The 24,528-nt window shown below is 54.3% G+C and carries 19 protein-coding genes and 1 pseudogene; 10 read left to right on the top strand and 10 right to left on the bottom strand.

Annotated elements, in window-relative coordinates; genetic code table 11:
• The 6 genes from IQ16_RS39340 to IQ16_RS45365 all read left to right on the top strand — a co-directional run.
• Positions 1–308, top strand: a 308-nt coding sequence (locus tag IQ16_RS39340) for a transposase (protein WP_208751661.1), incomplete at its 5' end; no start/stop codon positions are given.
• Between the two features lie 30 nt (positions 309–338).
• Positions 339–2,780, top strand: a complete 2,442-nt coding sequence (locus IQ16_RS39335; RefSeq protein WP_145832127.1) for a DUF1156 domain-containing protein — start codon at positions 339–341, stop codon at positions 2,778–2,780.
• 17 nt (positions 2,781–2,797) lie between these two features.
• Positions 2,798–6,139, top strand: coding sequence for a DUF499 family protein (locus IQ16_RS39330; RefSeq protein ID WP_145832126.1), 3,342 nt, complete (start codon positions 2,798–2,800; stop codon positions 6,137–6,139).
• Positions 6,140–6,835: 696 nt separating this feature from the next.
• Positions 6,836–7,441 (top strand): hypothetical protein, encoded by a 606-nt coding sequence (locus IQ16_RS39325; RefSeq protein ID WP_145832125.1) that lies wholly within the window; start codon positions 6,836–6,838, stop codon positions 7,439–7,441.
• A 40-nt stretch (positions 7,442–7,481) separates the two neighbouring features.
• Positions 7,482–8,564, top strand: a complete 1,083-nt coding sequence (locus tag IQ16_RS39320) for a ComEC/Rec2 family competence protein (RefSeq protein ID WP_208751660.1) — start codon at positions 7,482–7,484, stop codon at positions 8,562–8,564.
• Between the two features lie 1,038 nt (positions 8,565–9,602).
• Positions 9,603–9,827: a hypothetical protein gene (locus IQ16_RS45365; protein WP_158646967.1), complete on the top strand. Its 225-nt coding sequence runs from the start codon at positions 9,603–9,605 to the stop codon at positions 9,825–9,827.
• A 223-nt stretch (positions 9,828–10,050) separates the two neighbouring features.
• Here the strand turns inward: IQ16_RS45365 and IQ16_RS39315 are convergent, their stop codons facing one another.
• Together IQ16_RS39315 and IQ16_RS39310 are read right to left on the bottom strand one after the other, a co-directional pair.
• Entirely contained in the window at positions 10,051–11,418 is a 1,368-nt protein-coding gene (locus IQ16_RS39315) for a DUF1036 domain-containing protein (RefSeq protein ID WP_145832124.1), read from the bottom strand.
• A 16-nt stretch (positions 11,419–11,434) separates the two neighbouring features.
• Positions 11,435–12,217: a hypothetical protein gene (locus tag IQ16_RS39310; protein WP_145832123.1), complete on the bottom strand. Its 783-nt coding sequence runs from the start codon at positions 12,215–12,217 to the stop codon at positions 11,435–11,437.
• 398 nt (positions 12,218–12,615) lie between these two features.
• Between IQ16_RS39310 and IQ16_RS39305 the strand changes: the two genes are divergently transcribed.
• Both IQ16_RS39305 and IQ16_RS39300 read left to right on the top strand, forming a co-directional pair.
• Positions 12,616–13,497: a hypothetical protein gene (locus tag IQ16_RS39305; RefSeq protein WP_145832122.1), complete on the top strand. Its 882-nt coding sequence runs from the start codon at positions 12,616–12,618 to the stop codon at positions 13,495–13,497.
• 783 nt (positions 13,498–14,280) lie between these two features.
• Positions 14,281–15,246, top strand: coding sequence for a glycosyltransferase family 9 protein (locus tag IQ16_RS39300; protein ID WP_145832121.1), 966 nt, complete (start codon positions 14,281–14,283; stop codon positions 15,244–15,246).
• 21 nt (positions 15,247–15,267) lie between these two features.
• Here IQ16_RS39300 and IQ16_RS39295 read toward each other — a convergent pair whose 3' ends face one another.
• The 6 genes from IQ16_RS39295 to IQ16_RS39270 form a co-directional block, all read right to left on the bottom strand.
• Positions 15,268–16,239, bottom strand: a complete 972-nt coding sequence (locus IQ16_RS39295; protein WP_244636041.1) for a glycosyltransferase family 9 protein — start codon at positions 16,237–16,239, stop codon at positions 15,268–15,270.
• A 5-nt stretch (positions 16,240–16,244) separates the two neighbouring features.
• Positions 16,245–16,430 (bottom strand): hypothetical protein, encoded by a 186-nt coding sequence (locus tag IQ16_RS39290; protein ID WP_145832119.1) that lies wholly within the window; start codon positions 16,428–16,430, stop codon positions 16,245–16,247.
• A 637-nt stretch (positions 16,431–17,067) separates the two neighbouring features.
• A complete protein-coding gene (locus tag IQ16_RS39285; protein ID WP_145832118.1) occupies positions 17,068–18,249 on the bottom strand; it encodes a radical SAM protein in 1,182 nt (393 codons plus the stop codon).
• A gap of 117 nt (positions 18,250–18,366) precedes the next feature.
• Positions 18,367–18,681, bottom strand: coding sequence for a hypothetical protein (locus IQ16_RS39280; RefSeq protein ID WP_145832117.1), 315 nt, complete (start codon positions 18,679–18,681; stop codon positions 18,367–18,369).
• Between the two features lie 247 nt (positions 18,682–18,928).
• Complete coding sequence (locus tag IQ16_RS39275; RefSeq protein ID WP_145832116.1) at positions 18,929–19,393, bottom strand: TIR domain-containing protein; 465 nt, start codon at positions 19,391–19,393, stop codon at positions 18,929–18,931.
• 179 nt (positions 19,394–19,572) lie between these two features.
• Complete coding sequence (locus IQ16_RS39270) at positions 19,573–20,334, bottom strand: hypothetical protein (RefSeq protein ID WP_145832115.1); 762 nt, start codon at positions 20,332–20,334, stop codon at positions 19,573–19,575.
• Between the two features lie 1,282 nt (positions 20,335–21,616).
• Here IQ16_RS39270 and IQ16_RS47410 point away from each other — a divergent pair.
• Together IQ16_RS47410 and IQ16_RS47405 are read left to right on the top strand one after the other, a co-directional pair.
• Positions 21,617–21,823, top strand: a pseudogene (locus IQ16_RS47410) (leucine zipper domain-containing protein); the annotation flags it as partial.
• Positions 21,748–22,083 carry a helix-turn-helix domain-containing protein gene (locus IQ16_RS47405; RefSeq protein ID WP_283812205.1) on the top strand — a complete coding sequence of 112 codons (336 nt, stop codon included), beginning with the start codon at positions 21,748–21,750 and terminating at the stop codon, positions 22,081–22,083. The pseudogene IQ16_RS47410 and the gene IQ16_RS47405, both read left to right, overlap by 76 nt.
• Positions 22,084–22,416: 333 nt before the next feature.
• Here the strand turns inward: IQ16_RS47405 and IQ16_RS39255 are convergent, their stop codons facing one another.
• Together IQ16_RS39255 and IQ16_RS39250 are read right to left on the bottom strand one after the other, a co-directional pair.
• Positions 22,417–23,622: an AAA family ATPase gene (locus IQ16_RS39255; RefSeq protein ID WP_145832114.1), complete on the bottom strand. Its 1,206-nt coding sequence runs from the start codon at positions 23,620–23,622 to the stop codon at positions 22,417–22,419.
• Positions 23,619–24,245, bottom strand: coding sequence for a DUF7146 domain-containing protein (locus tag IQ16_RS39250; RefSeq protein WP_158646966.1), 627 nt, complete (start codon positions 24,243–24,245; stop codon positions 23,619–23,621). The genes IQ16_RS39255 and IQ16_RS39250 overlap by 4 nt, the downstream gene beginning before the upstream one ends.
• Between the last annotated feature and the right edge of the window lie 283 nt (positions 24,246–24,528).

The raw sequence follows: 24,528 nt of genomic DNA, 5'->3' as shown, positions 1-24,528 counted from the left end.
GCAAGCTTCACGTCATCCTCGACAACCTCAACACCCATAAAAAGAACGAGGACTGGCTCAAGGCCCACCCCAACGTGCAATTTCATTTCACGCCGACAAGTGCGTCATGGCTCAATCAGGTCGAAGTATGGTTTTCCATCTTGCAGGGGCAGTCGCTCAGCGGCACCTCCTTCACGAGCCTCAAGCAGCTTCAGGAACACATCGATGCCTACGTCAACGCATACAACGACAGAGCCGAGCCCTTCGTCTGGACCAAGAAAAAGGTCCGTCAACGCCGTTTCAAAGGCCGCCGTATCACTCAGCTCTGATTCCGGGTACTAGAAGCGCAACGGCTAGGTTTGCGAGCCTATGGTTCGGACCTCAATCCTGTTGCCGTGCTAATCGGCAAGGCGCTGGTCGAAATTCCCCCGAGATTTGCCGGTTTGCCGCCCGTCAATCCGACGGCGCAGGAAGCACTCAAGCGTGGAGGTAGGTGGAATAGTCAAGGCGCCCAAGGTCTAGCTGAGGACCTCAGATACTATTCTCAATGGGTGCGCGAAGAAGCCGAAAGGCGCATCGGCCATTTGTATCCCAAGGCCCTGCTGCCTGATGGGACCGAAGCAACGGTAGTGGCGTGGATATGGGCACGCACGGTTCGTTCGCCGGATCCAGCCGCAAGGGGCGCAATGGTTCCGCTCGCTGGTTCTTTCATCCTTTCATCAAAGGAAGGAAAGAAGGCTTGGGCCCATCCAGTTCTCGATGACGCAGCCGAAGACGGCTGGCGTTTTGACGTGAGCACTGGGACTTTAGAAAAATCGCAAGAGGCTAAACTCAAACTAGGTACCAAAGCCGCAAAGGGGCAGGCCTTTGTCTGTGTTCTCACGGGAGCAGCAATTGACCGCGAGTACATTCAAACGGAAGGGAAGGCGGATCGGCTCGGTCAGCGATTGATGGCGATCGTAGCGGAAGGGAGCCGTCGACGAGTCTACCTAGCGCCGAACGCAGAACACGAGAACGTCGCAAATTCCGCAAAAGGCTCGTCAATGGTAGAAGAAGCCATGACGACGTTTTTGTCTGTCCCTACGCCAACTCGAGCCATGATAACCGGTGGAGTATGTTCTGCTTATGGTTTGCGAACTTATGGTCATCTTTTTAGCCCTCGACAATTGGTGGCATTGACCTCGTTTGCGGATCTTGTTTGTGAAGCTCGTGAACGAATACTTACGGACGCAGTATTAGCGGGACGATCCGATGATCGGTCGGCGCTCCACCTGGGAGGAAGTGGCGCGACAGCTTACGCTGACGCCGTCGCGACCTATTTGGCGTTTGCCGTGGACAAAAATGCGCAAACACTAAATTCGTTGGTTCGCTGGTTCCCAACAGGAGAGAAAGCACAGCCAGCCTTCGAGGGGCAAAACATGCCGATGCGCTGGGATTATGCAGAGGCGAACGCTCTTGGAGGTTCAACGGGCTCCATTCTCAATTGCACAAAATATGTTGCCTCTACTTTGGAAAAGTGGGGTGGACGAATCCCGGCAGAAATAAACTCGCGAGCTGCTCAGAGTATTTGCGAGGAAGACTGCTTCGTGATCTGCACGGATCCCCCATACTACGACAACATTGGATACGCGGTACTCTCTGACTTTTTCTATATCTGGTTGCGAAAGATGCTTGTTCAAATATGGCCTGAACTATTCCGCCGCCTCGCGGTACCCAAAGATGATGAGTTGGTTGCCACACCGTACCGCCATGGCGGAAAAGATGGTGCGGAGAAATACTTCATGGATGGTATGCAGGTTGCGCTGAGTGCCATGAGAAAGGCTTCTCGGTCAAATTCACCACTGACAATTTTTTATGCGTTCAAGCAGACCGAGATCAGTCAGGAAGGGGTAACCTCCGCGGGGTGGGCTACATTTCTCCAAGCCGTCCTCAATGCAGGACTCTACGTTGATGGTACTTGGCCTGTCCGCACCGAACATACCTCAAAGATGATCAGCCAAGGTGGAGCAAACCTGCTTGCTTCATCGATTGTACTTGTTTGCCGCAAACGCAATGCTGCGGCTGAGGTCATCACTCGCGCGGACTTTATCCGGGCGTTGAAACGAGAAATGCCCAACGCAATCGATGATATCCGCAAGGCCGGCGTTGGTCCGGTAGACATGCAGCAATCGATCATTGGTCCGGGCATGGGAGTCTTCTCACGCTATGCCAAGGTTTTGGAAGACGACGATACTGCTATGCCAGTGAAGACGGCGCTCTCGTTGATTAATCGTGTCTGGGAGGAAATCGAGAACGAACTCGACACCAATTTTGATGCCGAAACGCAGGTCGCCCTTGCCTGGTTCGCTACCTATGGCTTTGACGCGCGCGCCTCGGGCGAATTGATAACCCTCGCCAACGCCAAGAACATTGCATCGAGCGCGTTGTTCGAATCCGGGGTATTCAAAGACTTGAGAGGCAAGACTGCACTGACACCCCGTGCCGAGTTGCCAATTCATTGGACGCCTAAGGTCGATAAGATTGTCACGGTCTGGGAGTGTGTGCAGCACACGGCCCGCGTACTTAATGCTGAGGATGGTGGGGGCGCAGCGGCAGGTCGCCTTGTCGCGGAAATGGGGTCAAGGGCGCCTGAGGCCCGCGCTCTTGCTTACCGCCTTTTTGAAATTGCCACACAAAAAGGATGGACGGCAGAGGCGTTGGTCTACAACGAACTAGCTCAAGAATGGCCGAAGCTAGAGGAACTGGCTTCGAAGGCCGACGTGCGCGCTTCGACAAACGTTGCGCAAGCTGAACTGTTCTGAGTGGATAGGTGGATAGAATGTCAGCGGAAAAAGAAACCGTGCAGCGGGTTCAGGGCGGACTTTACCATCTCCAAAGAGGTCTCACTCCGTTCGTAGAAGCTCGCATGAAGTTGGCTCATGGTGCTAACTGGCTGAATTACGCGAGTCGGGCTTCCGGAGGAACACCGAACGCGCCACTCGATGCATACGGCTTGGTAAAGACGATGATTGATCGCTGGCGCGAGACATTTGACGATGCGTTTGGTCGCAGCGACAAGCACAAGGCGCGCAATTTTGCTTCGATGGCGCTCGAAGCCCGAAACGCTATTTCTCATCTTGCTATCGGTCTTCAAGATGACGAGGCGTTGCGATATATCGATGCGATGCATCAGCTTCTCAAGCTGGTGAAGGCGCCGGCTGCCGAAGTTGCCGAATTAAAGAAGCTGTATGACGCGCAGCGCCAGTCGGGAGTGGTAAGAGCGCCAGCCTCGGAAGCTGCCGCTACGCCTTCTTCGGCATCGAAGCCTGCCCAAGCAACTCTGACTTTGCCTCAATCGTCCTCAGCGGAGGAACATTCGGGCAAGGCCCTCAAACCGTGGATTGAGGTTGCGCTGCCTCATCCAGATGTGATCGCAAACCGATTCAAGGAGGCTGAGTTCGCGGCCGACCTTTTCGCCGTCGACACGGGCCATGCAAGTGACGCCTATGCGACGCCGACAAATTTCTTCGGAATCACTTTCTTAACTGAAGGACTGCGGAGGGTGCTGACCTCAGGGGTTCAGCGCCTGAGCGGCACAGGCGGCGATCCAGTGATCGGTCTTCAAACCTCATTCGGTGGAGGCAAGACCCACACTATGCTCGCGATCTATCATTTGGCACATCATCTGAGTGAAGGTGGCGATGCGAGCCGTTTGGCTGGCGTCGCAGAGATCGTCGAAAAGACCGGTGCGCGCAAACTGCCAAAGCCAAAGATTGCGGTGTTCGTTGGCTCCGCTGACGGGCCCGATGTAAGCCTGAAGATAGACAAGGGCCCCAAGGTTCACACAGTTTGGGGTTACATTGCGTGGCGGCTTGCCGGCGAAAAAGGACTTGCTCTCGTTGCCGAAGCTGAGGCGGCTCGAACGAGCCCGGGGTCTCGGGTGATGGTCGAGGTTTTCAAGCTGGCCGGCCCGAGCGTTATTCTTCTTGACGAGTTGACGATGTTTGCCCGCCAGCTCGATGATGACCGGTTCGAAGCGTTCCTGTCATTCGTTCAGTCGCTGACCGAAGCGGCAAAAATGGTGCCCGGCATCCTGATCATCGGTTCCTTACCAGAAAGCGACGCGGAGGCGGGAGGCGAACGAGGAAAGGCGGCGCTGCGGAGACTTGAGAAGGTCTTTGGCCGTGTGCAGTCACCCTGGCTGCCGGCTTCCGGCGATGAAACATACGAAATCATTCGCCGTCGTCTCTTTCAGGCGCTCGACTCCGATGGAGAAAAGGCGCGGGAAGAGACTGTGAAGGCCTTCCATGATCTGTACAAGAAGAACGCAGCCGAGTTTCCGCCAGAGGCAAAGGAGCAGAGATATCTGGAACTTTTGCGGCTTTCTTACCCAATTCACCCCGAGCTATTCGATCGGTTGTCGAAGGACTGGGCAAGCCTCGAAAAATTCCAGAGAACGAGAGGCGTGCTACGATTCATGGCCAACGTGGTCGGCGTGCTCTGGCATTCGCAAACGCACGATCCAATGATCACGCCAGCTCGCGTCCCCGTTGCCCATGAACGTGTTCGTGCCAGCGTCCTCTATCCCCTCGATCCCCAATTCGGCTCCGTGGTTGACAAGGAGGTCGATGGTGAGGGTTCGTTGCCCAGTCGGATGGAAGCGAATCCGTCACGAAGGATATCGCAGTTACGAGCCGCGACACGCTCCGCCCGTGCAGTCTTCTTGTGCTCAGCGCCGTTGGTCGGGCAGCCAAATGCGGGGCTTACCGGTCAAGGTCTCCGGCTTGCTTGTGCCGAGCCCGGGGACCAGCTTGCCATCTTTGGTGAGGCTCTTCGAGAGCTGACGGAGCGTGCCACCTATCTCTATGAAGAGGCGGGCCGTTATTGGTTTTCGACGCAACCAACGCTCAATCGGCTCGCGGATGATCGAGCGAAGGCATTGGCGGATCACGATGTTGACGACGCGATTGCCGATGTACTCCGCAGGGACGCGGCGACCAAGGGCGGATTTGATCGCGTCTATGCGGCACCAGATGATCCGGTGACGATTGATGAAGCTCAGGCATTGTCACTTGTCATGCTCTCCCCTGCGGCCACCCATGCTGGAAAAGGACCCTCGAAATCTGCTGCGACTGATGCGGCGAGCGATACCTTGATGCGATGTCGATCCTCCCAGCGGCGCTTCCGCAATACCCTCGTTTTTGTGGCGGCTGATGAGGCCGGCCTGGGAACGGCCCGAGATGTCATGCGCAAAGCAATGGCATGGAAGCAAATCGTCGATGACAAGCGTCTGCACGATGCTATGACGACTGCGCAGATTGCGGACGCAGAAGACAAGGCGAGGACAAATCGCGATTCCGCTCAGAAGGCTGTTCGTAGCGCGTGGAGCCACATTCTCTACGGGGTTAAGAGCGATACCGCGGGCAAGCCATTCGAATTAGAGCATAGCCTGATTTCATCGCGCGACCGCGCTGCTATTCCGGCAGTTGTCTACGACAAGGCTAGGGCTGACGGGATCGCTCTGGAGAAGCTGGGCACGGAACGCCTTTGGCACGCTCTGAAGCCGATCTGGCCAGAGGACAGAGAGCACTTGCCTGTATCGGAACTCACCGATTGGTTTTCGTCCTATGTCTATCTACCGAAGCTGCGGGATCGCGTCGTTCTGGAGACCTCGATCAGGGATGCCGTCGCGAAGCTCGACCCTCAGTTCGGTTACGCCGATAGTTATGACGAGACGAGTGGAATATATCGCGGCTTGATCTGGGCAAAAGATCCGCCTCAGCCATTCCCCGCTAATGCGGTGCTCGTCAGCGACGCCGCGGCGAAGCGGCAGCTTGCTGAGAAGGCAATTGCGGGGCCTGCAGTGCCCTCTGGATCGCCTGTGATGCCGGGGGCCCCGCCAAGCACAACCGACGGCAAACCCGCGCCAGCGCAGCCCCGTAAGACCCGTCGGTTCTATGGATCGGTCGATCTCGATATGGTGCGTCCGGTGAAGGCCTTTGACGCGATCCTAAATGCCGTTGTCATGGAGCTTCAGCGAACCCAAGGAGCCAAGGTGAAGCTGACGCTGGAGATCGAGGCGGTGGCTGAGGAGGGCTTTGCTGACAACGACGTGAGCGTGGTGAGGGACAACGCCCGGCAACTTAAGTTCAAGCCGGAATCGACGGGGTTTGAAGACTGAAGCGATCTTGGCGCGACAGAATAAATCGGCGAAATTTTACGCCCTCCATAAAGGGCAATTCTTATTCTCGACAGCCATAGGAAATTCTGATGTCAAATCAATCATTTGGTCCAGAAAATAATTCTATGAAAAATTCCGAAAAATTCCTTTTTGAGCAGATTATCGACTGGCGGAGCGATCCTCTTTGAGCACGAGACGCCGATCTGGTGGTTCAAAGTCCGATAACAGAGATAACCGCCGTAACTAATCAGGGCACGAAGTTATCACGGTTAGTCCAGTTATCGAGGGGCAAGCGGGAGTTTAGATGGAGCCACCAAACATGCCCATCGGCGGGGTATCCACAGCCACGATCGGTCGCATCGCTGCAACTCGGTACCCGCCTGTAGAGCCTGGCCACGCATCTGCAATTTTGTCCGGGAGAGATGCCGAGTTCGTCTGGACTCCTGAAAGGAGAGCCTTCATCCTTGTTGTGGTTCGCTGAGAAGACAACCAGCGGCTGAGAGATGGTTGACGAGGGGGCGCTCTTTGCAGTTCAGCGTGAAAGGTGGAGGGGCCGGGATTGCTGGGCTCGATCGGTATACTCTGTACGCGCGCGTCTTTCCTGTCACCGTTGTATCCTTCCCTCTACTGTTTGCAGTAAGTGCCTGGATTCCGTTTGCACAATGGCCCTTGCGATTGGCCGGAGGTGGCCTCGCCATGGTGATCGCTGCTTTCGCATTGGCACAGCTCGCGAGAGATGCGGGCAAAGCTCTAGAAGCGCCGCTATGGGAGCGTTGGGGCGGCCCACCGACGGCGCGCATGCTGCGCCACGCAGACCCTACGTTCGCACCGAATGTTAAAGCTACCATCCACCGGCAACTGGAGAAGCTATCTGCGTGTGAGCGAATGCCGTCCTCAGCCGAGGAGACCGCTGATCCAGAAGCAGCGGAAGGTACTTACAGGCTTTGCTCAGACTGGCTTCGTCGCAAGGCACTGCAGCTGAAGGGTGTGTCGCCCTTCGACGTAGTTCATCAAGAAAACATCAGCTACGGCTACCACCGAAACATCCTGGGTATCCGGACCACAGGCATCTGGATCGCACTGATCTGTATGGTCGTGATCGCGGCGGCTTTCGGCTTTCAGCGGTTTCCCATCATCGAGCTTGCGCTAGTGTTGGCCATTGCTGCCTACCTGATCTTTGCGGTCAGCGAAAACAGGCTCAAAAGTTGCGCGGACAACTACTCGCATCGATTACTTAGTGCAGTTGACGCGGTTCCAGCAGGCAAGGCCGCCCCGGGCCGAAAACCAAAGGTCGAGAAATAGTGGGCATCTAGCCAAACGTTTGGTACGACGGGAGACACACTTGAACGATTTTTTTGAGATAGATTTTTTAGATGTCGAAGCCAAGAAAAGCGGAGACGCGATTTGCATACGCTATCGCAGGAGCGGCACCACATTTATTCACGTCGTCGACGGTGGATATCAACAGTCCGGCGGCATGGTCGTTGACCACATTCGCAAGTATTTCGACAACCCGCCCCGCATCGACCATGTGATCTCGACACACCAAGATGGTGACCACGCCGGCGGACTCGTCAACGTGCTGGAAGAGTTCGAGGTCGGCAAGCTCTGGATGCTCCGACCTTGGACCTACGCCGAAGAGTTACTTCCAAGGTTCACTCGGTTCACCACCGCGGACGGTTTGCGCAGAGCGCTGCGAGAGTCCTATCCCAATTTGGCGACTTTAGAGGAGGCGGCACTGAGGCAGGACGTCTCAATCGGGGAGCCAACTCAGGGTAGGGCGATCGGCGATTTCATCGTGATGGGGCCGACGAAAGACCGCTATCTGGACCTCGTCGTCTCCTCCGAGAAAACTCCTCAAGCAGTCAAATCAATCGGGGAAGTCATCGCCGATGCGGCAGGTTATCTCACGGAGGCAGTCGAGAAGGCGCTCAGAAAGAGGGTTTGGGGCGTTGAGTTCTTCCCACCGATGGGAACAAGCAACGAGAACGAAATGAGCGTCACGCAATTCGCGTACTTGAACGAGAAGAAGATTTTGCTTACAGCCGACACGGGGCGGGACGGACTACAAGAGATTATCGACTTCGCACCGTATATCGGTTTACAGCTCCCGGGGATTGATCGATTTCAGGCCCCGCACCATGGTGGCAGACACAACGTTACCTCCGAGCTGCTCGACAAGATCCTGGGCCCTAAGCTCGAGGCGAAACCGGAGAAATTTAAGTTTACAGCAGTTGTAAGTGCGTCGGATGAGGATCCAGATCATCCGCGCAAATCGGTTCTGCGAGCACTGTGGCATCGAGGAGCAAAAGTTATAACGACGGAGTACGGCCACAAGACATCGTTTGCCGGTGACGTGCCGGATCGCGGTTGGACTACTGCAGAGGCGGTCACATATCCGGAAGAGCAGGAAGAGTGGGACTGAAGCGGCTCAAGGCTCCAATGTATCGTATTTGCCGCGTCGAACAGAGATCATGCCAAGCTCTGCGCCCGGCTGGCAGCTGTACGATGAGCCGACCATGCTCCTTTGCTTTGTCCGACAGCAGCAATCGCTTCCCGGGTCTACGTTAATCCGAGTAGTGAACGGCGTGGCCGAGCCGGCAGTATCCACTCGCGACCGCATGGGACGACCTGCTCCAAACCTAGCTGACTTTTTTCAGAACTACCTTCAAGTCGTCCGGGACCGACGAATGAGGAGCTAACTCGTGAAGTGAAGGAGGTAGTCAGAACAGCGCTGACAGCTCATCGTGAGCGATTTCAACGAGGCGAGATGGCTGCGGGTGTGCGGGCGTAGCACGCGCCGTTGATGTTCTACATGCGCCCGAAATAGCTGAAGATGTAATGCGCCAGGCAGTGTGGGTAGGAGCCGGGTAGCCAGAGGATGAGGCGTTCAAGTCGGCCCTCGATGTTTCTGTCGACCGTTTAATCAGACGCAAGAAGCTGGCAGGCATCTCGTTCCTCCACATCAAGAGGGCCTTCCCAGATCTATTCGCCGTAGAGTCCAGACCAGAAGGTATCACGATCGAGTACAACACAGCTCTTGAGGGGCAAGCAATCCGCAAAGAAACAACGGAAGATGGAAGTACGCGCTTCATAGTTACCACAAGGGATTACAGCGATGGCGTTATCTCCGATCGAGCTGGGCGCGCTGCTAGATAGGTGGGTGGAAGCTGATCAAGCAAATATCGTTGGGACGGTCACAGCGATTACAGTTTCCAACATCGACGTTCAGCGAGTGCCCATGGGGGCATGCTGACGTCTTTAGCCCTGCTATAGGGTTAGTTGCAATTAGATCAACCTCAACAGCCGATCCTCGTGCACTGTCGGCTGTTCCTGGCGTAGTAGCGCTATATCTTGTCGCCGTTACTTTTTCAGGCTGGCAATACCTTTGGCTCCTCAGAAAAATGAGAGCCCAATGGCGCCAGCGGCTTTATAGATTCGTTCCAGCGGAGATTACGATGCGATGGTCGCCATTCCGGCTACTCAGGCCGAGAAGCCGTATCACTTCATCGGCATCGTTGGACTTGCCATCGCCGCAGCTCTCCTTTGGCTCTCATATCTAGGGTTTATCGCTCCGGGAGCTGTGGTAAATCAGGCAGCAAGTCAGCAAATTCCAGCGTCAGACGTGCCGACCACGCAGAGGCAGGCGGCGCCCGAGCGCAATCGCGGAGATTTAGGTACGAAGTAAGAACTACACGCCGCCTAAAATCCGTTCGCGTAAATGTTAAACCAGCGTTAATGCTTGACGGGGTGCTTGGTACCTAGCCTTCTCGGGCCAATGACCCTCTACAAGCGCTTCAAAAACCATGTTCAAGGAGTTCGCTTCGAAGTGCGTCGTTCGATTGCTAGCCCGTGTTTGCGCCGTCAATCAAAACACCTGGTCCCCGCCATTGCGTCTATGGAATGAGAAATCATCTAGCCTCGCATTTACCGCTCGGCCAAAAATCGTGACACAGCTTTAATAAATCTGAACTTCTCAAATCGATGGTTCCGGTGGCTATCATCCCCAACTCACCATCCCCTTGATCGTAAAAATGAGCTTCCCGGAGTTGAGTAAAGTTTCTAATCTCATCTGGTAGAGCGAACGACATCATGGCTGGATCCAAACCTGTGTCGAGTAACCCCTGCGCCCTATCTTTCAAATTGATCCTAAGCAAATTTACAACGCTCTGCCCGAAGCCATCTAGATGTACGTCAGTTACTACAGAAGACAATCTGATTTCCTTTTGACCAGCAATATACGGACGAAACGAAACAGTCACGGATCCGCCTTGTTGCAAGACCACATTCTTGCTGGTGCGTGTTGTAACCATCCTCGTGGTACAATCCGGAACGTCGGTACATGCTTGACCGCCGCCGCGGAGCTCGCATTGAGGCACGTCCGTACACATCCCTAAAAAGCATTGTTGTCCGGTCCAGCAGACAGTTTCAGGAGGCTTATTGATGCATTCTTGGTGGGAGCCGCAGGTGGTCTGAGGAAGGTCCATAGAAGTGCACAGCCATCTCGCATAGCTCGCATTCGCGGTCATCTCAGCGTTATTGCCGGCAGAGCGAAGCTTAACAGTATTGACTGAGAATCTGTCTCCACACTCTTCATCGATCTTGAACCCACTTTGAGCAATAGCGCCGAAGTTCTTCTGGACGCTGCCCCAGTCGATGAGAAGCTTTGCGGTACCTTTGACCTTTTGATTCGCTTCATCGAGTTCTAGATCAAAGATTCCCGTCACAGGGACGGAAAACGACCGATCAGCGAAGTTGGTAGGGATAACTTGGTAAGCCGTTATCCGCCGAGTAGCCTTGTCGTATTTATACTTGGGAAGTTTGCACTCGGGGCAAGTAAGATTTTGCGTGTAGTCGTCGGTAACTTGGCCGGCGCCGGTGTCTATGCGAAAGAACGTACGTGTCGTGCAGTTACCCGTTTGCGAAAGGTTGAACGCCTTGCCGAGGTCGACGCAAAATTGCGGGTCGTCCCCCCACACCCAGAAATTCGAGCTGGAGTGAGCGTGAGCGTAATAATAGCGCTGGGCAACCTTACCTCGAGTGACATATGCGCACTCGTCTGGCCAGATCTTCCACCATCCTTCAGATGTCCACGCGCCGTTGTCGCTGTAAGCGCTGGCAGTGTAAAGCGGAACAGGGGCTTTGTTACATAAGCGAACACCTGCCTCAGCTGTTTTGCTCCAGACAACTAGCGCGTTTAGAGTGACGCTGAAACTCAATATCAGCGTCACTATGCGTTTGCGGCGCCTGCACGCGAAGCCCAGCCACTTCCACTCCATAGACGCTCCTTATGCTTCATCTCAGCTTGAAACTTAAGCAGCTCTTCTCGCCAACGGAGAATCCAATATCATTATTCGAGCCGAACACGGATTTGATATCGCCACCCCAATCAGCGTTGACATATTTGTCAGAAAACGACAGCTTTGGTCGTCTGTCTCGGTCCTCAAATTCAAGGAGAGCAACTCCAACTCCGTTGAGCTGATACTTCCCCTCGAGGCTGGAAGGAATTTGGATACGTCCCGTAATGTTCAACGCAGGGATTTCTCCTTCTAGCGTGCAGACATCTCCAGCGTTACTTAGAATGCCCTTCGAAATAGCCGTATCGCCTCGAGCACATGGGTCGGACTTGAGAGAGAACATTCCCATCAAGTCTCCTGCCGAAATTGCCTGAGGGTTTTTCAAAAGATACTTGTGGAGTTGACGTAACCCACTGGCTTCAATTCCAGACAACTCTTTTCGAAAACAATAAGGGCTACCGGCTTCACATGCTGCGGTGCAACCCGGATAGTCGTTCGTGAAAGCGGCCGGTGTCATGAGGCGACGAAGGTGATTCAATCTAATAACAGCAAACTTCGAAGCGGGAATAAGTTGCGGAGCAGGCTCAAGTGAAGAACGGTCGACCAGTTTCCCGAACACACTCCACGACGAACGACCGCTAACGAAATTGTCAGTCTTATTCCAACTCTGTGGAGCGAGATTCATCTTTCCAGTAAGAACTGTATAAGAATCTCCGCCAGTATCTGTCTTTGTTAGCTCGCATACCGTCAAGTCGACGCAAGTTGATGCGGAGATGCTCAACGTCGTCATTTTCTTATATACACTTGGTTCGTAGTTGAACCACGCGCCAACTACTCCATTCGAGTATTGGCAGACGCATTGAGCGTACGCCGCATTATTTGCGTTGTTTGAATTGTTGGAATTACCCGAGCCAGTATTGCCGCTCGAAGCGGATGGGCGCTGGTTCGGATCAAAGCAATCGCAAAAAAAGTCTCTTGAGTGAGATGGATTGGGGCAGGGCGACCGACAGGTAATCGGGTTGTCGCAGCCAGCCAAGGCTAGCGCACCGATGAACAAAATCGCTTGCGGACTGAACCTGATGCGCCCCGAATGCATTCGATCGCTTTCTGGTAGTCAAATACAATTAGACAAGTTAACATGAGCATAAGCGCGCCTCAATCTAAACGGGAACGCAAAAATTGCAAGTTCTGCCTGGCTTCGCGATTTCTGGTAGCGTCGGCGATGCTCATCGAAGACGCTGGCTGTTCGTGGCGCCACAGATGCCGGTCGTACTTGCGTTGCTGCTACTAGCCAAGCCAGCATCAGCAAAGCTTTGCGAGCTGAGCTCTGTTTCGTTGCCTGAAAAATCAATTCAGCTGAATGTTGCTGATGTGAAATGGCCGGTAGTGGCAAGTGGTCGACTGGACTTCTCAGCCGAGCAAGATCTTTACGGTGTAACGGAGACTGTGGCCGGGAAGATCAACAATGCTTCGTCCTTAATCTCGCAGATAATATCGAAAGAAGTCTCTGATCTTCCCAACGACAATTGTGGATCAATTGCGATTATTCACAATAGCCAGGTCGCTGCATCGTCAGGGAATCTACAAATCGCAACACCCGTCACGGCGCAGCAGTGGGGATGCCTAATTGGTGTTGCGGCTCTGATTGCTGAGGGTCGGTTGACCTATACGATCACGATCTCCCCTGTCGTACAGGACGGTAAATTGGGCCTTCGTTCGCTTCCGCTGCAGCAGCGCGGCGATTTACAAACAACAGTTCCGGACTTTGACAGCGAGTTGACCAACACTGTTCAGAAGCAGTTGAAGGCAGCTTCCACCCAAATGTCCGATACGGTCCAGTCTGCCGTCGCCAAACTTCAATCGAAACTAAAAGATGGGCTGGCTGAAGTGAAAGACCCCACAGAGCCGTTGCAGCCGCTCTACGCTCCTAAGCTCTCAAATGCTGTCTTTCGACAGCAAGCAGATTCAATCGTACTAATTCAAACGAGACGTGGATTAGTGAGGGAGGGGACGGCCTGCAAGATCCATGAAATAGCTCTACAGAAATGGACAGAGTTTTAACATGAATTGGCGGGCTGCCTGCAATCAACGCCCTCAAGGCGAAGCCCATAGCAAGCGGTGAAACGTGGATGCAGACCCTCGTGCCGACCGCCTCATAGGCTTGATAGCGTTGCCGTCATTTTTGAGCACAGTCGTTGGAGATGTAGACGGCTCGTCTGGACAGGAGGACAGGAAACGGCGCGTAACTTTCTTTCACATGGGAGACCAAGATGAGGGCTCAAGATTGCCGGAATAGCAGCGCTGCTGGGTTCAGCCGAATACAATTGTCGTCCACATCAAAGCTATTCGGGAGGAGATCCAAAAGATTTCTCCTGAGTTTTCAGCCATAAAATCCGAACGCGCACGCGGCTATCGCTGGGTTGATGATCTGCTGTGAACACAAGCAGAAATTGGTTCGCCCGTTTCGAGCAAGGGCCCGACCTACATTCATGAGATAGCGATTTGGCTGGTCAAGGCGCGAACTCTTGGAGCAGCCTGTTACGAGCGATGCAAAACTGCGCGTTCCTCTGTTTCTGGCCGACTGCGTTGAAAAGGTTCATTTCATCCTCGGGACCAATTGGCTAAACCGTCGGTGCGGCTAAGCTTTGGGACGCGGGGCGCCACCCGAATCCGAGCGGAGCCAACTAGCGCCCCTTCTATGCTCATAAGAGGCCAGCCGAGGCCCGAGATCGGTCAGCTGTTGCGAGAAGTTTGCTTGCCTAGAGCAAGCCCATTTCCAAGATTCCATACAGCATTTAGATTGGATCCGTTGCTTCCACATGGACGGTTTGATGGTTTGCGCCAATGAACACTGCTAAATCTGATGAAGCGACATTCGGCCGAATCCCCGTTGTTTTTTTCGGAAATGGCTTAGGCGATAACTTGCTTGCGCTACCTGCAGTACGGGCCCTCTGCGCCGGTTTTGAAGGTCGCGCTAGGCTAGTTTTGCAGAGCGGCCCGCATCAATTTTTGTTCGATGGACTACCCGTAGCAAGCTCAGTGTTTTTGAAGATGTGGACGATAACTCGTAACGGGCTGGAATTTGACACCCGACCCGCTCTGAAAACCTTAGAGGGTTGCGATACCTTTATCTCTTTGGCCGAATGGAAGTCGTCTTCCCTGAACAGACTAAGATCCGCCTGCCAAGCAAAGGTCACCATCGGATTCATGAACGACTCAGATGTCCAATTGCCAAACCTCCATGTCGATCATCAGTTCGACTTTATGTTTTCAATACCACGGCATATTTTCCCGCACCTGACCATTGATCAATTTTCCGGTCCAATACGATTCCCTTGGAACGTTTGTGGTGCTGGAGAAGAAATTGTGCGCTGCTTTGAGAATAAAGTTATTGTCGGACTCCATCCCGAAAGTTCGGAACCGAACAAGTCTTGTGCCCCCGAATTGACCGAAAGACTAGTTCGAGATTTGCTTAAGCTTCGGGCTGATTTAGCCGTTTGCGTTTTTGCGCAGGGGCCGGAATATTCCACACTTAAAGCGATCTCCGAGAGGCTGGTTGTCTTTAATTACTTGCCGTTTGATTTAGCTGCTTACCTCGTCTCTAGAATGAATCTATTCATTGGCGTTGACTCGTGCTTTCTGCACGTTTGCGATCTTTGTCGCGTCCCGGGAGTTGGCCTTTTTGGCCCCACGGAGAGCAAACTTTGGGGGTTTCGCTTTTCAACACACGTCCACATCTGTTCGCGATCACTTGCGCAGATGGAAGCCGGGCATGTAATCGAAGCAGCTTCCGGATTAATCCGGAGATAGCTCAGTTGTTGTTGGCTGGCGCTATTTGGTGAAGTTGGGAAGATCTTGATCCCACAGCGACCGAACAGCACATGCTATCGTATCACCCGTAGTATCGTTCAGCCCGTTTCGGAAGTGAATGTTTCGCGCAAACCTGAAACCAAAGAGATCAGGACTAGTAGGGCCAAATAGGCCTATGCCTGGCACTCTGGAGATGTCGGCTACGTGCAGGAAGCACGAGTCCACACCAATGAATAGGGACATTTGTGAAACGAGATATGCTGCGAGCTTGAGAGGAACTCTATTGAAGACCAACAAGCGGTTCGATAGATGCTCCAATTCTGTATAGCGTTCAGCCAGTCCAAATAGGCAGAGCACAACATTGGAATCGAGTTTCAGGATCGCCTCGATAACATCCTTAACGACTGAATCGGAACAAGACTTGCCAGGCAAACTGCTCTCAGGATGGAAGCCTATAAGCGTTCTTCCGTATAGAGTACCTAGGATCTCCAGCCCGGCGCCGACGACTTCGTGGGAAAATGTCAATGGCTCGGAAAACTGATTAAGATCAAGCTCAGGAAAAATCCGCTTGACTACTTCAAATATCAGATCGAACGAATGTTGTTGAATGTCCAGCGAGTCTAATAGGTTCTCCTCGGCGGAATGATTTGGAAGTGATTGGGACATCGAGTTAAAGATCAGGTTATCAAGTGACGCCGAGCGCCATTCAACAAACGATAAAAACAGATCACACCCGCTCAAGAGTTTTGTAGTTGCTTCCGTTTGGAACTCGGCACCCAGACCGGAGGCACTTTGCCACATGTCTAAAAAAAGAAGCTTACGCGCATTCAACCCCTCAAACAGAAACTTATCCGGGCCATTTTTTAGGACGACATAGGCTCTCCCTTCAAAGCCATAGCAAAGAGCACGAAGAGCGGGTAGGGCGAGCACGCCGTCGCCAATCCCGCTGGAAAAAAAAATTACCGGCTTTCGGCTATCCCGACGCCAGCCCATCTGCGTCACTGCAAGAGCTCGATTTCGCCGCGAATGGTGAAATTCACATCTGCGGTTTTTTCTCCTTCCGAAGAGGCGTCATGTATGAGGTTTTCAGTCGGCGCAATGTAAGCCTCTCCCGGCGATAATCGACAGCGGATCACAGGCACATTTGCGTATCTTTCCATGAAGGTTTGTTCAAAGGACTTCATTGGGCTCTCGTCTAACCCGGCATTTACGATTTGAACTATCTCGGTGAGTAGATACGGCAGAAACAGAAAAAAGCGGTCCGACTCACCAATGTTCAAGCAAAGGCGGTTTGTTGCTCTTCTCCGCGCGCAGAGATCAATACCGTCCCAGCTATCAACGTGAAGACCAACTCGTTTCCCAGTCCGATGATCGGTCGTCAACGTTCTTGCATTGGGGGGACGAATGCCGACTCCAATGACGTGCAGAGGTTCGCCGAAATGGCATAGAGAACTTAGCGGCCTCACAATTTGATCGCGAATTGTCCCTTCGTCGTTCCGAGCGATGAGGTCTCTCTGAGAGTCCAAGATGGGTGGCAACTTGAAAACGTTGATAAAATTGTCACTGAATTGAGGCCTCGTCTTTGAAGCAAGCAATACGTGCTCTTCACGAGTAATGGGCCTCCACGGTTCGAGAGGCAGCCGAGCGTCGGAAGTGTATCCAAGTTCATCTATTTCATCTTGTTCGACCGTCCGAGTGCCCGCACTTAACGCTAGGCGGTCGCAATCATTTCGACAATCGCCGCTGACATGAATTCGAACATTTGGATGCTTGACGAGCGTGTTGTCTAGCCACGCAATCTTTCGCCGGGTCTTTACGATTTTAGCGACCGTAGCCAGGCTTAGCATTAAGCCGATCCTCCGCATGCGGATTGAGAAATCTGCTTAAAAGGCCAGCGCTCTCAAACCTCTTCAGTAACTCTTCGATCGCGAAGCGGACCGGACAGCCAGAATTATCCAGAAGTGCCTCATCCACAGACGAGGCATCTCCAACAAAGAACCCTGGGCACGCTCCATAGTAGGGACACTTCGCGCAATAACGGCCCATACGTTCGTTTGCTTGGTCACACCTGCGTCTTCTGGATTCGGAGGCAAGTAAGGTGGCTAGGCTCTCCTCGAAAAGATTTCCATAAACGAACTCGGGGATGTATGTGTCCCCGGCGCCCCAAACCTGACCATCCAGATTCACCACAAAGACTGATTCATCTGCAAGTCTGTCGTAAAAATAGCGAGACTTCCCTCCTACATAGTCGAGCGAAAAGTCGATGTATTCGTCTAAGGGGTCCCAAGAGAGTGCCTTGGATGACGCAAACCAACAATCGATGATCGTCCTGAGTGAACTTGTCAGCTCGTGGTACGACATGGCATGCCGGTCGATTTGCTGTTTCGAGATAGTCTCTTCTGATGCGCTGAGATAGAACGGGAGAAAACGTACCGCAACGCCCAAATCATCAAAGAACCGACAGATATCAGGAATATGCGGCAGGGTGCTGCGTGCGACGACTACGATCGCCCCAAATGAGATATTCGCGTCGACCAGACGCTGCAGATTCGCCGCAACCCTTGTTTCAGTCTGAGCGCCCTTTTTGTCGACGCGATGATCACCGTAGGGGTCAATCGACACACCAAGTCCAGAGAAAAAGCGTCCCGCTTTTAGATGCTCAAGATGCCCCTCGGTCAGTATTGTCAGGTTGGTCTGCACACCATTTGAGACCTGCATTTCCGTACCAAAAACATCCTTCTGCAATCTGTAGATTTCATCGTAGTAGTTGAATGGCACTAGGAAGGGCTCACCTCCGTGCCAAACAAATTCGATCTCGTCATAGCGATTGGGTATGACGAAGTCTGCGATATTTACAAAGAGAGCGCGGATCTCGTCGAGCGACATCCGATGCTTTTTGTGGAGTTCTGCGAACTCGTAGCAGTATGTGCACCGCAAGTTGCAATATTTTGAGATTTTGACGACGAACTGCGCACTTCGGCCAGCTCCTCGACGTATGCTCATTTAGCTCTCGACCTTAGATGTACACATTAACCAGATGTACTGAACATCTTGCCCACAGCGCACAGATTGCACTGTGCGCGATGAACCACGCCGCGAAGGCTTAAGCGATGGTGAGATCTATTTTTTACTTTGAATGAACTGCGGTCTAAACGAGACGAATTGCTGCGCGATCTTGTCTCCGCGCTCCTTTGCCTCGTCCTGGCGTTCGTTTGCCACGCTCCACTTTGCCATAATTGCCTTGACGGCCGCTTCGGAGGTCTGCCCTCCCGCTCGCAAATCAGTTGGTGGAGCTTGTTTTGCGTCAGCGTCCCGATGTCCCCAAGGGAGAGCCGACAACAGCGTAGATAGTATGCTGCCGACAAGAAGCTTAGCGCGACTGAGTTGGGGCATGGCGATTTCCTCGTTGACTTGAACGTCATGGAAATTACTCACATTGCAACTCTAGGTGAGGCGCTAGGTAGTGTCAAGTTGTCAAGTCAATCTTTCAAGGCGGGTGCGTCACAACACCGGAGAAAAACCCTTCTTTGTCGGGTCGACCGACAAAGCAGCCGCTTCTTCGGCGGGATCGCGCATTGATATCCGGCTGAGGGAATTCATCCTTCTCGTGGTGCGGCATGCAGTTAGCGATACGGAAGGCGAGAAAGTCCTTGCGGAATTAGTTGAGCAACGAATAGCACGCTTACGTGAGGTGCCGGAGCAATTCTTCCAAAATTCCTTCGATTGCAAGTAAATCAGAATCAAAGCGAATGTGGCGCAATTTAAGTACAGGGCGACTGGCCAACGACCGGAGATTCTCGGGCAAGTCGTTCACTGCCGGCATTGCAGCGCCGTCAACTAGCACCGGAATCACCGGAATTCCCCGCCTAAGGGCCAAGACGATTTCCCTTCGAACGTAGTCTTTGTCGCTAAAGAGGCGCGGTCGGCCATCGTGGTCTTTTGTATCGATCCAACGTGGACCGATGATTGCAAGCATCAGACAGCAACGCGAGGCTGTAAGGTCATGTACGGCAACGGCTTCTTCAGACCATGCATCGGAATCGATGAAGAGGTCGCGTTTTGAATATTTCTTCAACAGACGATCAAAAATAAGACCCGCGACGCCAGGACCATCCTCACGACGATAACTGATAAAGATCTTTGTCATTTGTGCAATGCGATGACGCGCGCGTTGTCGTACCTCCTCGCGAGCATACGGCGGCTCGCAGGTGCGGGATAGTCCTCGGTCAATTCAGTAGTTTGCTCGAGGTGAAAAATTGAGCCAGCGGTTCTGATCTGAGTTGAGCGAAAGATCAGGCCAGATGAACTACACGCAGCAATGCGCGATCAATTTGACTCTCTTTCAATAACCTTAGAAAGCCTTAGGCTTTTTCGCAGTATCTGTAGAGTTGTCGTAGGCGACGGATTGCTAGTTCTTGGCGCGATATTTTCATTTAGTTCGGCGAGGGCCTTCGCGTAAAATTCCGGCCGCTTCAATCTTGAGTGGACAATGCGAATTCTTCCGCTAAATGCTTGAGGTACCATGATGCGGGCGTTGAACTCGGGAGGGAGCAGCAGAAAACTTGCTTCACTGTTGTAGACCGCTCTGGTGAAGGAGGGCTGATTGGGCCATGAATGAATTCCAATGGAAGCCCGTTCATTCTTGTAAAAGTTGTCCCATTGAGTGAGTAACTTATCTACTGCGTCATTTCTCTTATAGAGGATTACGCCGCTGTTGAGTTCTGGGAAAGCAGTGGGCACTCCAGTCATTGAGTAAAGGTACCGCACCGGTTCGGCGGCGGCGGCGATATCAAACCGATCTAGTAATTCGAAGAGTTCTTCCAGCGGCTCCATCGCAAACGTATCAGTATCTAAGAAGAGCGTCCTACTGAATGGGCTGCGGCTCAACGCGCTGACCTTGTCGAAGAGCGAGCGCTCGGGATTTTCAAAACTAAGGCCGACGTCGAATGATCCACAGGTCGAAGGCGAATCGGAGACAATTGCAATCGGGATTTCTGGAGATACTCGTTTCACCGACTTCGCGGAATGTTCTGCCTCAGCCAAATGCTTCGAGCCCGTAGCAACATACAGTATCCCGCTCTGTGGCATGTGAATTATCCCTATCAGTATCCAACGTCAGTTCTATCCTTGTTAGTCTCTGCGACTCAAGCGCGCGTTCTCTCCTCGATGTCGACCTATCGAGAAACATCTTCTTGGTGTGCGCGCAAGGACAGCAGTTCGGTAAGAGTCTTACCCGCTCCCTGAAAGCCTTTCGGCCAATCGCTGCAACAGGACGCTGCGAGGCGACTTATCCTCGAGCCCGGGGCGGTCCATAGCTCTCCGATCGGGCGGCCCGCGATCCGCGCTCACGGGGCTGGGCGATCTCGGCGCTTCAGGAGCCGGAGCCATCCGAGAATGCGAGGAGCAAGGCTGGATGCAGGACCGTGCGGATCAGCACGGCCGAGCCACCGACGCCGTTGGCCAGGATCCGCCGGCGACGTCTCTCCAAGGCCAGACGGTCGCCCCCTCTAAGATTCACTTGATCGGGCGATACCTGCCCCGCATGTCCGCCGGAGAGCAGTTAGGTAGCCTCTTGAGCGCGTCTATCGCCGGGATCACACGCGAGCTTTTGACAAGCCACCGCAATGTTCTCTTCCGCCTCCTCCGCACTCTCGGTCGAGGCGCGAGCTTCATGGTCGTTCTTAATCGGATTGTACTGGCTCTCGATCGAATGAATGTAATTGCAGCTGTAAACGATGGCGCGAACAAAGGACCAAGTCTGTCACCTCATTCGGCAACGCTGAGCGAGCCGTGAGAAACAGACCTAAATTCTATGGCAATCTCCTCCCAAGCGTAACCGGAATCCCAGACGACCCGCGACAAGGAAAACGATATCCTGCTATTTTGTTGAGTTGCCTGAATTAGATTTCGGGCCAGGCAAACAAAGCCATTTGATATCGAAGGTGGGCTGCGGCGGATCGCCTACCGCAAAGCGCGTACCTGTCGTAGACCGGAGGACAGTAGCTGCCCCTGCACACTCCTCCTTTGACGAATAGCCCGCGATAGTTGCTATCGCGGGTGCTGTTTGAGAAGAAAGAACCAACACTAGTACCCACGTTTCCATTTTACGTGCTCCAAATGCGCCCATCTATCTCGGATGATTAGTCAGATCATTTCGTTCCTTGTCGCCCCCAACAGATCGCTTCGACGTAGCAACACTAACACTTGCCTCCTTGGCCCAGCGGTCGTAATTGCTCAGCCTGTCCGCCGCCAATTGTAGAGATACGACCACCCGAGACAACCTCGGTGTGAGCTTTCAGGAGGTTGTCCATCCGGTCCTGAACGAGGAAGCTGAAGTTGTCGAGGCTTTAGCCGATCCCCGGAGGACCGAATGGACACCCATAAGAATGCGCCTCTGACGCCGAAAGGTCGAGAGGCCATGGTGCGGAGCGTGATCGAGGGCGGCTTGACGAAGGCCGCAGTGGCACTCCAATTCAATGTTTCAGCCAAGACCGTCGCCAAGTGGGTCAAGCGCTTCCGCGCGGAAGGCGTCAATGGCTTGCGCGATCGCTCCTCCAGACCCATTCATTGCCGAACCAAACCCCGGCAGCCACATGCACGGTCATCGAGACCTTGCGCCGGCAGCGCCATACAGGCAAACAGATCGCCACCGAGGTTGGCATCTCGCCGGCGACCGTCAGTCGTATCTTGCGGCGGGCTGGGATTGAACCGGTTGCGCAACCTGGAACCGGCCGAACCGGTGCGGCGCTACGAGCGCGAACATCCCGGCGAGCTGATCCACATCGACATCAAAAAGCTCGGCAAGTTCAACCGTGTAGGCCATCGCATCACTGGTGACCGGACTGGACAGAGCAGCCTGCGTGCTCGCGGCGAAGGACCCGGCTGGGAAACCGAAGTGGCGCGCTCGCTTCTTCGGGCGACAATGAAAAGTATGCCAGCAAGGACGAAGTTGCGCGCCGCTGGCCGCGCTGGAAGTGGTTAGCTAGCGTAGATTAGTTTGCCCTTGGCTGGGGAAGCGCTTCGCCTGCGCCAGGTGGCGCCGTTCCTACCTAGGCCGGCCGCCGGCGGACGCATTTCGCCCACGAAAGAAGCAAAGCCTCATTGGGCGGGACTACGAAGGAAGCGCGAGCGAGAAAGGGAAGGTATTCTCGCCCGCGCTCGCAGGTCGGATTACGAAAAGTTATTATAGCTATTGTCGTTATCCCGATCCGAAGCGTCCGAATAGCTCGGGAGCGCGTACTGACCCCGCCGCGGCGTGATCAGCTCCCCGGCGTGCTTCATGTTATGCAGCAGCTGCTTTACATTGTTCCTTTCCATCCCTGTGCGATCGGAAATTTCGCTGATCGTCATTGATTGATTCAAATAACTCTCCAACAATCCGATTATTACTTTTCGGGGCTCCGACCTCCGGACATCCTCTCGATCTCCCAGAGCGATCCAACGGCCGGTCTTCCGGTCGAAATCCACTGCGGTGCCGATCTCCTCAACATCGCGGCCACGAGCGTACAGAGATACTCCGTCCTCGTCCGATGCGAGGACCATCGCGGCATCGGCAGCTCCGGTGAAACCCGTCGTACCGGAGATGGTGTCAAATGGGTCTTGCGCGCTCATCTTTCGCGTGTGGTGCAAGATCAGCACCGCAACACCGCGAGAGTCTGCGTAGGCTTTGAGAGGGCCGAGCGCGCGGTAGTCAGCTTCGTAAGGCGACTCCTTGCCGATTGCGGCGGGCCGAACCTTATTGAAGACATCGATGATGATGAGGCGGGGGTTCTCCTGGCTATCAACCCACCGATCAAGTTGCTCGTAAGCGCCCTCGTCAAGCCGAGGACACTCCGTGGCAAAATAGAGGTCGTCGGGTAACTCGTCGTCGCCCAAGACCTGCTTCAGCCGGCTCTGTAACCGGCGCTGCGTGTCTTCCAAGGCCAGATACAGGACGCTTCCCGCCTCCACTTGCAACGACCCGAGAACGACCCCGCCCGCCGCCACCGCGACCGCGATGTTGAGTGCGAGCCACGACTTTCCGATCTTGGGCCGCCCGGCCAGGATCGTGAGGCCCTCGCCGATGTAGCCGGGCACAATGAACTTCGGCTCTGGGAAATCCTTTGCGAGCAGGTCAGGCGCGCTAAAGGGCTGCAGGTCCGTTCCCGACTTCTTCCGCCTCTTCGAGCGCTTGTCCTCATGGGCTTCTTCGTCATACGCAGCCTCATCGTGGACGTCGTAGGGCGGAACTTCATCGTAGGGCGGGACATCGAAGGACTCGAAGTCCTCCGTGCCTTGATACTGGTTTGAGTTGGCCCTCACAGCCTCATCGAACGCTTCACGGAGGGCCGTTTCCCCCGCGTTCATCCTCATAGCGTTTGCATCCATGTGTTTCATTTCGTTGTTCGGTCCCTGAGGTTGGCCACGATCACCTCGAAGCCGCGGTGCTTAAGCAGTTTCTCTAATTGTCTCGACTGGTGTCGTCCGACCTCGTCGGGGTCGGCGACGATCGTGAGGCAGTCGATGTGATCGGGGACGGCGTCAGCGAGTGCGGGCAGCCGATTTGCGGCGCCGGCGGCCCAGGCACCCAGCCCGGTTGCTTCATGCACCGACAACGCATCCTCGATCCCCTCGGTGATCGCTACCCCCAACAGATCGTTCGGCGGAGCGAGCACGATTGGCGAGCCGGCGCTGCTGCCAATCATGATCTTGTCGCTCTGGGTGCCTGCTTTGCCGGTGCCATCATTGCGGATGCGCGTCAGGTGGATCCCGGCGATTTCATCCGAGGCGATTGAAAGCACCCCGGGCTCGTTCTCCCGAGCCACTCCGAAGGCGGCGACCATGGCCCCGGGGTATTGATCCCTCGGCTTCAGGTAGCGCAGCGTCGACGGAAGGTCGCCCGCATAGTGCCGAGCAACCCGCAGGTATGTCTCGGCCGGTGTGCCCGCGATTGAGGCGGCCTGCTTCCAGAGGTGCCGAGCTTTCGACAACTGCCTTGCTGAGCGGTTCTCGGTGGGCACATGCCGTTGTCTTTCAACGCGGCCCCGCACCGAGTTGATCTGTGGCCGGCGGCGGCTGTGCCTAGCAGGACTGAATGCCGGTAAGCCGAGGGCTTGCCGGACATGGTCCTTGCAGGCGATCGGGTCATCACCCGCGAACGAATGGACCAGGAAGCCGTCTGGCGCGTTCGGCTCAAGTCTGACGCTGAGAGACCGATCTTTCGCGGAATGGCCGGGTCCCGGGGCTTGCACCCGGTCGCGGCCTGTTGCCTCGCCCCCGAGAGCGCGAGCCACGGCATGGGCG

The sequence above is a fragment of the Bradyrhizobium huanghuaihaiense genome, assembly GCF_007830635.1.
Classification (GTDB): Bacteria; Pseudomonadota; Alphaproteobacteria; order Rhizobiales; family Xanthobacteraceae; genus Bradyrhizobium; species Bradyrhizobium huanghuaihaiense.
Note: the sequence above shows the minus strand (reverse complement) of the source record. Positions and strands in the feature narration are given on the sequence as shown.